This window comes from Ohtaekwangia sp. (assembly GCF_036568665.1).
In the GTDB taxonomy this organism is placed as follows: domain Bacteria; phylum Bacteroidota; class Bacteroidia; order Cytophagales; family Cyclobacteriaceae; genus Ohtaekwangia.
Genome location: NZ_DATCSD010000259.1, coordinates 1 through 12,400 on the forward strand (window position 1 = coordinate 1; position 12,400 = coordinate 12,400).

General features: G+C 43.7%; 6 protein-coding genes. All 6 read right to left on the reverse strand.

Annotated elements, in window-relative coordinates; all coding sequences use genetic code 11:
* A partial coding sequence (locus tag VIN08_RS14255) for a TonB-dependent receptor (protein WP_331966334.1) occupies positions 1–911 on the reverse strand: 911 nt, incomplete at its 3' end.
* Positions 912–1,610: 699 nt separating this feature from the next.
* Complete coding sequence (locus tag VIN08_RS14260) at positions 1,611–3,566, reverse strand: sialate O-acetylesterase (protein ID WP_331966337.1); 1,956 nt, start codon at positions 3,564–3,566, stop codon at positions 1,611–1,613.
* A gap of 91 nt (positions 3,567–3,657) precedes the next feature.
* Positions 3,658–6,090 carry a T9SS type A sorting domain-containing protein gene (locus VIN08_RS14265; protein ID WP_331966340.1) on the reverse strand — a complete coding sequence of 811 codons (2,433 nt, stop codon included), beginning with the start codon at positions 6,088–6,090 and terminating at the stop codon, positions 3,658–3,660.
* A 196-nt stretch (positions 6,091–6,286) separates the two neighbouring features.
* A complete protein-coding gene (locus tag VIN08_RS14270; RefSeq protein WP_331966343.1) occupies positions 6,287–9,727 on the reverse strand; it encodes a two-component regulator propeller domain-containing protein in 3,441 nt (1,146 codons plus the stop codon).
* A gap of 276 nt (positions 9,728–10,003) precedes the next feature.
* Positions 10,004–11,527, reverse strand: a complete 1,524-nt coding sequence (locus VIN08_RS14275; RefSeq protein WP_331966346.1) for a gluconokinase — start codon at positions 11,525–11,527, stop codon at positions 10,004–10,006.
* 20 nt (positions 11,528–11,547) lie between these two features.
* Positions 11,548–12,400 (reverse strand): AraC family transcriptional regulator (locus VIN08_RS14280; protein ID WP_331966349.1); only part of this gene is annotated, 853 nt, incomplete at its 5' end.

Below are 12,400 nucleotides of genomic sequence, written 5' to 3' on the forward strand. Positions count from 1 at the left end.
AGGAAAGCTTTTACCTGGTTTATATCAGCACCAAAGTCAGACGCTTCACCTTCTGCGTCTACTCTACCCGGGCGATTGGCAAGACCGACTTTTGACAGATCGATTGTATAGTTAATATATCCTTTGCCGGAGAGATTTATACCATTATTCAAACTCAACCCGATCATTTTACCATCGCCTTTTGATGTTATCCCGGTTCTGAATGTGAACGAACCTCCATCGGCATTGTCTTTCAGAACCACATTCATAACACCTGCAATGGCGTCTGATCCGTATTGGGCAGAAGCACCATCCCGAAGCACCTCAACACGCTTAATGGCATCTATAGGTATAGCGGATATATCGGCACCACTTTCTCCACGCCCTGGCGATGTCTGAGTATATATCAGGGAACTTGCATTTTTCCGCTTGCCGTTAATCAGGATCAGCGTGCGACTCGGGCCCATGTTTCTGATCTCATACGGATCCAATAGCGAAGTCGCATCGTTTACCGGTGTCTGCACCGTATTGAAAGACGGCACTCTATACTGTAACGCTTTATCAAAGGTAAGCTGGCCTGTGCCCTGAAGTTCTTTCACTGATAAATTATCAATAGGAAGTGGTGAATCCGTTACGGTACGCTGCGCAGCACGGCTTCCTACTGAAATAACAACTTCATCGAGTTGACCGGCTGCTTCTTCCATCACAATGGTCATTTCGCCAGACTCCGGTATAGCAGCTTCAACGGTAGCAAAACCGATAAATGAAAAAGACAGATGCGTGGTTGTTTTACGAACCTGCATCGAAAACTTACCATCGGAGTCAGTATATGTTCCGGCTTGTTTGTTCTTGAAAGCAACAGCAACACCGGGCAAGGGAACGCCTGCAGTATCCTTTACTATACCCGAAACTAATCGGGAACTTTGTGCCATACTTAGCTGACATGATAAAATCGTCAGTATAGAAAAAGCAAACATCCGGAACTTGACGTGTGTCCGGAATAACGCTGCATGCTGTTGCCAACTGACGGCAACCGATGTGCATCCTGTACATTTAGTAGAAAAAGCCATAGTTAAAATTTAAATGATTACCTCTTTAAACAAGCTACTATAGCAACCGTGTATCATCATCCCGTTAATTGTTATTACCAGGATATATACCTATATATAGGTGCTATTGCAGCAAGAATTTATGACCCGAAGATAATTTTCGACTATAAATTTGAATCTCCGTAATACTACTGATATCAGAATGCATCGAACACGCAGACATCGCTCCTAAGGCTGTGTGCATCGATATTCCAATGTCTCAATTGTTACGGTGAGACTATTTATATACATAATTGAGATGCCTTATAAAGTAATTAAACACCAGAAATTAGTGTAGCGCCTGGTAAAAAATCAGTCGTAACTTAAAAACGCGAGTTGTGAGTTGGTATAAACGAAATTATTGAATCAATCGCAGGCGTATCGTTTATAGAATTTCTGGAAGGATACGCTGGGGCCGTGTGGCATAAATATAGCGCGGCAACCTATATATAGATTTCTACGGTCTTATATAGTTATAGGCATGGTTGCGCGAAAGTACCTTCGCACATCCATACCCATCTCTGATATATATTAAAACGTATTTTATTTCTCGGTAACCCCCTTCCAGTCATCGGTCCTGAAAGGAACAGCCGGTAAATGTTCTGAATTTATGAGATTGCATTCGGGATTATCCGCCCAGGCATACCGCACCGCTACAGGCTCGGCAACTTTATCAGAATATACTATAACTTCATTCCCTTCTATAATTCCGTTTGCCCAATAAAACTGTTTGTCTTTACCGGCTATAGCCAAACCTGTTATTCCCTTTCCATCTTTCGTAGAAAGACCTGAACCGGTATTTGTAAAGCGGATGCGAATGCGATTACCTTCCTTCCGGTAATTTTTATACACCGGGCCGCACGCAATACCCTCGTGTTTATATACCATGTTGTTGGCTACTAAAGCAAGTCGGTATCCTACATCCTGCTTGTTTTTCGGATGGATATCATTCGCTTCTCCTATATCAATGGCACAAGCCATACCTGTATTAGGTAGTGAGAGCGTCAGCATTTGTGCTTCCCGTAATTCAGCCCACGAGCTTTCTGAAGGCAGTGGATTTGTTTTCATATAGTTTGCCAACTGAACAAACAGGAACGGAAGATTTCCCTGCTGCCAGCGCTGCCGCCAGTCTGTAATCAGCATCGGAAATAAAGTTCTATAGTCGTAAGCTGCATATGCATTTGACTCGCCTTGATACCAGATAAATCCCTTGATGCCGTACGGGATCAGCGGGTATATCATCGCATTGAAAAGCACGGTAGGGTAATATTGATAGTTTAGCATTTTCGGAAAGGCAGGTTCGAGGTCTTTTTTATATAACCAATTTCCCGCCAAAGAAAATTTAGAAGTGCCATCGGTAATATATAGATCTTCTGCCGGAGGATTCAAGCCACCACCACCCCACAGCATTGCTACTCTCACGGCTATCGTATTCTCGCCTTGTCGCACCAAATGTGCTGGTATAGTAAAAGAGTGAGTAGCATGAGCGTTCCATATATTCTTGCAAATCTCCTGTCCATTAAAATACAATGAATAGTTCATCTCCGGATGTCCCAGACTGATCGTTAAATCTTTCTTCGTGAATGATTCAGGCAACGTGATTTTTTTTCGCAACCAAACCATTCCTTCATAACTGCCGATTCCAAAATCTTTTACAACCTTTGGCATTTCAATGGTTGTCCAATTCGCATCATTATAGTCAATAGTCGGAACTGTTTTGTCTGTATTATACTGTGGGTTATATACTATATCCCAGATTCGAATCCAGTTCAGGCTATCGGCCAGAAGATCCTCGCGATCCAAATGAAGTGTATCATTACTGAGCGTTTTTGCTTTGGTAATGGGTGATGTCAGCAACATGTCGCGGCTCGTCCAGGCTTCTACCGGTGTGCCGCCCCAGGCACTTTGAATAATCCCTACCGGGACTTTCTCATCGACATGAATTTTACGAGCGAAATAGTAAGCCACCGCTGACCACTCTTTCACATTTGTGGAATCACAAATTTTCCATTTACCTGCATGAATGTCTGATTGAGGTTTTAATCGTTTATCATGCTCAACAACCAAAAAGCGAATTTGCGGAAAATCTGCATGGGCAATTTCCTTCTTTGCATCGCGTGCCTGTTGTACCTGCCACTCCATGTTCGACTGACCAGAGGCAACCCAGACATCACCAATAAGAATTTCTTTCAGACTAATTTTAGAATCGGTTTTGCCCGACTCTGCAACCTCAAGTATATAGGGGCCGCCTGCTTTAAATACCGGAAATTTAATTTGCCATTTCCCGTCCTTGCCTGCTATAGTGGTTGCCTGTGCGTTGCCGAGTTTAGCAATAATGTGCGCACCCGGAGTTGAATTTCCCCACACCGGAATTCTTATACCTCTTTGCAACACCATCCCATCCCCAAACACTTTAGCCAGTTTAATTTGAGCATGAGTATACCCGGGAAGAAAAAACAGGATTAGTAACGAAAGTAAAATGTGTAATCGGAATCTCATTTGATCTATACTGTCTTTATATCTTTTCAAAAAATTTACACACCAGGTTTTAGGAACCCTGGCAACCTATATTTCATTTCTTATTTGATGATCATTTCTTAACGGCTCTTTTGATTGTTGTTGAGCCGCGATGGTCAACCAACTCGATGAGGTATATTCCGGCAGGCAGGTCTTTCAAGGATACTATTGCATTATCTCCCTGAACGCGAACACTGCTGATCCGTTTACCCCGCTCATCAAGAAGGGTAACGCTACGCAACGTACCTGCATTCGGAATGGTAATCATTGAGGTTGTTGGATTCGGATACATCAGTAAACCCTGCTGACCTTCCTCGTTAATGTTCATCACAGTTTCCGGCTCGGTATTTATATCATACCAGTAAATTATACCTCTTCCACCGCCTGCGCTCATATATAGTCTTCCGGCAACGTTCATATCTCCGATCAGAAATGGCGCACCTGCAAATTCATTTGCGTCATCGTTCATCCTGAGCCATGTAGCGCCTTGATCTGCTGATCTGAAAAGACCCGTTACACCTGATACTGTTCCCCATATAAAAACAGTAGGATAGTTCGCTGCAGGCATTGCCTTTCCTATACCGATCGATTTGCAGTATGTTACATTCGCTATAGTTGTATAGGTCGCACCATGATCGGTGGAATACTTTAATCCATTGAAGGCAAGAGGCACCCATATATGTCCTTCAAAACCCGGCACGGTACGGATCAACGTTGCTTCCCAAGGATGATTCGCGGTTGTTCTGCCCGGTGTACCTGCCAGTGTAAACGCAACTCCTTTATTGGAGCTTTGGAGCATTTGACCGTTCGTTGGATTATATATATAGAAGTAATTGGCGTTTACCTGGTCTGCCACCGGAACAGCATCTCCCAGCGATACTCCCGAACAGCTTGACCAGCTTCCTCCATTGTTTGTAGTATAGTATGTTGTGGATGACCACGCAGGACAGTGCAGTATCGTGGCCCCATCTGCACTGATCGCTACTCTTCCTGCAGAGCCCTTGTTTGTAGCAGCCCCGGTCCATGTAGAACCTTTATCAGAAGAATAGTATATAACGTTCCCTCCGTTAGAAGCCCTTACTACTTTGTTTGTGTTGTTGGCAGCATACGCGATGCTATGGTTATTCCCATCGGAAGGCGTAAGTTTTTTTGACGGATACGAAGTGAGAGGCTCATGCACAAAGCCCGTTACATCTCCGAAAGAAGAAATAAGCGGACCTCCGGGAATGCTTATCCCGTCTATGAAAGCTGTCTCTTCAATACCGATCACATCATATTTCCAGGATGGATTTGTTGCTGTAATATCGGAGCAAGTATATACTCCGCCCCCTCCTATCACGCGCACTTTCAAAGGATCAGTGTGATCGAACTCAATACAGTCCATCCAGTTGACTGCTCCTCCCTCTGTCCATTTCATGCCGTTGGAATCATAGGTAGCATTGGTTCCGTTTTTAAGTGTCCAGGTTGATCCTCCATCGGTAGAGAGAAAAATAAAATCTCCCCAGCCCGTACCGAACTGGTTGTTCCAATACATGCCACACGTGGAAACCACTACCCTGTTAATATTATTAGGATCTATACTTACACCTCCGTATGGATAGTCCTGCCAATGAGCAGGCGTAACGTTTGTCCACACGCCTGTTGATGTGTTGAGTTTATATACCTTGCCCAGTCCGCCACTGGATGCCGGACCAGCATCATCAGCATGAGTAACATACATGGTAGTTCCCTGCAGTGCTGCCCTGTGTGGCATAAAGCTGGTAGTTGCCGAAATGTCGGTAAAGGTTGCACCTCCGTTGGTGCTCTTGTAAATATTTGCGCCACTCGTACGCGAAACACCTATATATATAGTTTGCGTTGCTCCACTTGCTACGTTGCTCGAGGGATCAAAAATAACAAAGCATATTCCGTTTTCATTAGGCGTAGTTGTTACGTCACTCCAGGCGAGGTTCCAGGTAACACCGGCATCTATACTCTTCCATAGTCCGTTAGCCCTCGTTCCGCAATATAAAATGTTACTGTTGTGAGGATCTACGGCAAGACGCTCTCCGTTACCACGGCCGTTCCCATTGCCATGTGCTTTAAATTTAGACGTGACATCGGTATATGTGAAGGTCTTCCCCTTGTCGGTGGATTTCAATATAGCCGTTCTTCCGTTGTTGATATAGGACGTACCGCAGAGCATATATATGTTATTGGGATTCTGCGGATCCAGCGCCAACGCCTCAACGCCAATAAATCCATTCTCTGACTCATTGATCCAATCCATCAGTTGAACCCATTTACTGTTGGCAGCATCCCAACGGTAAGCTCCGCCTACATCGGTACGGCAGTACATATCACCGGATGTTTTGTGGGTAATGATTCCCGTCACAAATCCGCCACCGCCAATCGGTGCGTTCTTCCAGCTATAGTTTTCGTTTTGAGATCTTCCTTCTATCGAAGCAACTATAAAAAATAAAATTGCCGCGAAGGCCTTCAACATGGTTGTAAAAATCAGGCGCATAATGTCAGGGTTTAAAAGTCTTCAACATTCTCCGTGTTCACAGAAAACGATTTCGCAATCTATATTCCGAACGCCTGCCTGATGGACATCGAAAGTCCCAAATAACTGGTGTAAGAGTATAAAGCAAGCAAAAATCTGTGCGTTCGTTCGGAAATTTGCAGACAACAACGACTCCGCCCGTACCAAATACACGCACTCAACCATGTTTAAAAGAGAGGTAAAAACAAGTGCCTTCATCAGGGCTACTCACTACATCAATCTTACCGCCCAAGGCAGAAACCTGCGTCTTCACCAGGAAGAGCCCTATACCCTTTCCATCTACATGTGAGTGAAACCGGCTGTACAGCATAAAGAGTTTGTCCTTGTATACATTCAAGTCCATACCCAACCCATTGTCCTGAATCGTTAAGCTGAACAGACCATCCCGAACTTCGGAGTGTATAGCGATGACGGGTTTCCTATCGGGATGTCGATACTTGATTGCATTGCTCACCAGGTTCATCAATATACTGTGGATGTACGGTTTAACGGTAAGCATCGTATCACCTTTGGAAAAGTTCTCAACAAATGTTGTATGTGTATCCTGTATCTCTCTTTCAAGATTTCCTTTTATAAGGAGCAGTTCCTCCCGGAGATTAACCGGGACAATCACCGATGTAGAATTTCTGCGTACTTCCAGAACTGTATTTAAATCCTTCACAACGCGATCTAACTCACGTGTTGTGAATACAATCTTATCGGCAATCGATAGTGTCTCTTGCAAATCATTTTTACTCATTTCGAGTACATTACCAAGACCTAATATTCTGGCCACCGGAGCACGTAAATTGTGGGCAGATATAAATGCGAACTGCTCGAGTTGCTGATTATACTCCACTACATCACGCGTGCGTTCTTCTACCTCAGCCTCTAACGTTTCATTTCGCATCATTATCTCCCGGTTCTGTTTCTCAATGGTCAGCCGGGCTTCCTGCAATTCAACAATCTGTGCGGATACTATATCGCGTTGCGCAGATATCTCTTCCTGACTCTGCAAGAGTTCTTCCTGACTATGCAGCAGATTTCTGTTCTGGTGTTCAAGCTGCTCGGTTCGTCTCTTTACCTGAAGCTCCAGTATAGCATTCCGGTTCTCGATGCTCCGAACCCGTAATTTATATAATGACATAAGTGCCGTGATCAATAACACTATACCGATCAGCATGGCCCACCATGTGCGCCACCACGGTGGAAGAATATGAATTGTTAATGTTGCTCCCCGATCATTTGACACGCCATCTTTATTCCGCGCTTTTACTTTAAAAGTATATGTACCCGGATCGAGGTTTGTGAACATCGTGGTTCTTTGGGCATCAACATAATTCCAATCGGTATGAAAACCTTCCAGCATAAAAGCGTACTGGTTTCTGTCGGTAGCCGTAAAGTTCAATGCCACATACTTCAGTGAAAAGAAATTATAGTCAGGAGGCAGTGTTACCGTACTGGTTTCGAGGATCTGCCGCTTTAATATACCATTAAGATCTCCCGGTTTTACGGGCTGGTTGCCGATGCGCAGTTCGGTGATAAAAACTTCGGGTATAAATGAATTGCTCGGTATACTATCAGGATTAAAAGCGCAGATACCCTTACCGCCAAAAAAAATATTTCCGGCCGCATCATGAAGACACACACCTGGTCTGAAATTACTTTCGGAGAGACCATCTGCAGCATCAAAGTTTTTAAACGCTTCACCGGCAGGATTGAACCTCGATATCCCCGTCTGAGTACTTAGCCACAGGTTGCCTGCTTTATCTTCCTCTATACCTTGCACTATATTATCCGGCAATCCATCATCAATGGTATATCTTCTCCGGAATTTTCCTTGCTCAATAAGGTGTAAACCTTTCTGCGTACCTACCCAGAGTCGGCCCTTGCTATCTTCCAGCATCGTATTACACAAACCACCTACTTGTACGGAGTCGTAGTCCGTAGTGGTTTCGAACCTGACCATTTCCTTCCTTGCAGAATCATATCGCAATAGCTCTTCAATAGTTCCCACCCATATATTTCCCTTTTTATCTTCGTATATCTTGCGCATATAGTTGTTAAACCCAAACCGTTTTTCATAAACGTGCCTGAATGATCCTGAATTTATATCCGAGAGTATATTTAGTCCACCGTAGGTAGCTACCAGCAACTCCTGCGTTTTAGCGGACTGGGATATTGAAAATACATTTGGATCAGAAAGAGCGTCATCGCGTTTTACATCCGGCATATAGTGGATGAAATGGTCGTGAACTTCATCATAACGGTTCAGTCCGCCTCCCCACGTACCAATCCATACGCGATGTTGCCTGTCTTCATAAATTGCCAGTACCGGATTCGCTCCGAGGCTTTCTTTAGCAACTGTATGTTTGTAACGCTTTATACCTTGCGCTGACTTCACAATAAGACCATCTTCTGTACCAACCCACAAACGTTTTTTTGAATCCAGCAGAATCGCATTAACGATATCATTCTTTAAGGGTATATCTATTCCCATAAATTTCTGATTCAAACGGTCCATTACAGCTATACCATTGGAATAAGTCCCAATCCATACCCGCCCCTGCCGGTCGCTATATAGCGCATGGATGGAATTATCCACAAATGATTCCTGGTTATTCGTATTCGCCTGGAAGGTTAGCAATTCATTGGTAATGGTATTCAATCTGCACAGCCCGCCATTCTCGGTACCGATCCACAGATAATTACGTTCCTTCGTAAGATAGAGTATATTATTTACCGGCAATGCGGGACTGGTATGTGTATTATACACTATATATTTATTGGTGTATACATTATAGTTATATAGCCCGGCATCAGTAGCGATCCACAGATCATGAGCCCCGCCTTTTATTACCCCGTGCAATTTTAACGGAGGGCCTTGCATGCTGAGTGTATTCTTTTTCAAATCCCAACGGAAAAGACCATTTTCATGAATACCTACCCAGAACTCGTGCTCTGATATCCGGATAAGTGAACGAACAGGACGGCAGGTATCAAAGAAATTATAGTATTGCTTATGACCATTACGCTTGTTTATTCGCTCCACAAAGGCTTTGTGATTGCGCACACCTCCAAGCCATATACTCGTACTATCTTCATGAAACTCAGTAATTTCACAATTGAATGAATATTGCGACAGTCTTGTAAAATTATCCTGTTCGCGGTTATAGATGTGAAGTCCACCGTTACTTGTGCTTATCCATAACAAACCACGACTGTCTTCATATATTTTGAGAATAGCATTCTTCAAAAGGCTGGTTGTGTCTGTAGAGTTATTCCTATATACAGTGACATCATAACCATCAAATCGGTTAAGTCCGTCTTCTGTGCCGATCCACAAAAAACCACGGGAGTCCTGGAGTATACATAACACATGAGGATTCGACAATGCTACCGGTATCGTTGAAAACTTAACTCTCTCAATCGGTGACTGTGTAAAAGCCTGCGTGCTCCAGAACAATGACAACAGTAGAGTAGCAACTACACAAATCCTGATCATGTTTTGTAAGCTGTCATGCACGAAGGTGCGGTAAGCCCATACTCTTACGGAAGAATATAGGTATACATTTTTCCGTAACGATAAAATCCTGTCTGCTGCAATCTTTCTCATCATCTGACCAATGGTTATTAGCAATGATGTACACATTAAGCTGCCTTTGGCAACTGATAATTAACTGCCGAAGATAGATTGCGGTTATAGACTTATGACTCCGTAATAATACTGACATAGAAATGCGTCCAACACGCATGTCTGCTTCCTAATGCACAGGTTGTTGATATTTTTAATGACCCGAGATGCCGGTGAGACGATTTATATATATGATTGAGACGCTGTATAGCGTGTCTCAAATCAAGCACGGCAAACTTCCGAACATGGTGATTGAGTTACTCACTCAACACCTTGTTGCAGATTGGCAATCTCTTCAAACTCTTCTTCTAACTTGACACTCAGTTTTTCGAAGATCTTAAAGTAACGTGCGTATACCTGGTGATCCTGCTGTCGGGGCTGGATCGTTTCCTGGAAAGGTGTACTACCGGCAGCAGCCTCGAGATTCGGATAGATGCCCATGTCAATCGCGTTCAGCAGAAAGGCTCCTCTTGCTGCGCTGCTAAAATTCGTCACAGTATGTACAGGCTTGTTAAAGATATCGGCCATAAGCTGAGTACAGAAAGGTATTGTTGCAAAACTACCATTAACCGAAAGACTATTGATGTCGCGATGCTCCTGTAATATTTTTCCTATACTATAGATCTCGTATAGTATACCTTCGATCGTTGCGCGGATGAAATGAGAACGTTCGTGTTTGATGTTTATACCGAAGTAAGAGCCGCGTGCATTGGCATTCCAAAGGGGTGCGCGCTCACCGAGAAGATACGGTAAATATAGTAGTCCGTTCGAACCCGCGCTTACATTGGATGCATCGCGGATCAGCCCTTCTACAATTTGTTCCGTATCGAAAGGTACACTGAAGTCACCGAATTGTTTGGCGAACCACTCGAACACAACGCCACCGTTATTGGTCGGTCCACCGGAAACATAGCAGTTATTTGTAATGAGATAATTAAAGAAACGTTGCTTCTCATCTTTCAAAACTTCCTTACCGACAATGCGCACCGCTCCGCTGTCTTCTATCGTTACGGTCGCTTTGTCTTCGCGCCATATACCGGCCCCCAGCGTTGCCATGCAACCATCGCTTGAACCAATCATGATTCGTGTATCAGGCGACAATCCTAACGATGTTTGAAATTCTTTCCGAAGTTTACCGGGCGAGCTGAACACAGACATCAGCTGCGGCAACCGTTCGGATGTAATGCCTGCAAAGTCAAGCGACTGCGATTCCCATGCTATAGAATGAATGTTTAATAATCCCGTTGCTGACGCCAGGCTATAGTCAATCACATATTCGCCTGTGAGCTGTTGCAATATATAGCTCTTCATAGACAGGAATTTATACGCCTTGTTGAATCGTTCCGGATCATGATTTTTCAGCCACGCAATCTTTACCAGCGGAGACATCGGGTGTATCGGTGTACCCGTTGCATTGTAAATCACTTTACCGAAATCAGAATTCTTCAGATCGTTGGCTTCTCTCTTCCCCCGGTTATCGGCCCACGTAATAAGATTTCCAAGCGGAACACCATGTTTATCAATGGCAAGCAGACTGTGCATCGAAGCTAAAAAGCAGATCGAACGGATATCATATTTTTTGGGATGCAATTTCTCGGTGATCAGATTCTTGAGTACATATAGCATGGTGATAAAAATCTGCTCAGGATCCTGCTCGCTATAATCAGGCTGACTATGAAACGTTGGATAGGATCCCTTCGATGATGCTACTACATTTCCGGCAAGATCAAATGCAAATACCCGCACGGCATTTGTTCCCAGCTCTATCGTAATGATGCATTCCATGTTCGATCGATTTATAGTTGTCATGTCTTCTTTCTGAATTCTATAGGTGTATAGCCCGTAAGCTTTTTAAACGTTGTTGAAAAATGTTGTGATGAATAAAAACCAGTCTCCAGCGCAATGGTTGTTATACTCATCTCCTGTCGCCTCAGCAATTTTATTGCTTCTGAAATACGAATGTTGATCAGGTAGTTCAAAGGAGAAAAGCCGGTATAGTTCTTTACTTTCTCCGAGAACGCTGTTGTGCCCAGGCCGATCAGTGCAGCCATCTCTTCAACTGTCCATTGGCGCGCCAGGTCTTCGCGTAAAGTCTGCTCCAGCTTGGTGAATGTTTGCGGAAAGTCTCTTCTCAAATTCATCTGGTAAGTTGACTGTCTCACAATCAATATCAGGAGTTCATCAATAAGATGATTCACGCGCGTTGCATAAGCGACTTCTTGCTGGGATAATTCATCTTTGATCGTTTGAAGAATCGTATGTGCATCCTTTACTCTCACCAGTACGGAGGTGTTATTAAGTTGCAAAATTTTACTGATGGTTAGTCGCTCTGATTTAGACAAGCCGCTCCAGTTACCAACAATCATTTTTTTATGCAGATCCGTTTGATTAACCTCCAGCGAGAGCCAGCACACGGTGCCTATATCCATAAAACCTTTTGTACCTCCGAATTTCTGACCGGGCAGTATAATGGCAAGATCACCAGGATAAAGAATATAGCAACGATCATTGATATTCCATTGAAACTTGCCATCCAGAATATAGTATATCCGAATACTTGTTGTTGTGGTGGTTACAAGTGAGTCGAGTTGAATGTTTGTTATTTTCCGAATTCCGATTTCACTGATGTGTGGGAAACCCGCCAGTTCCGATGAATGT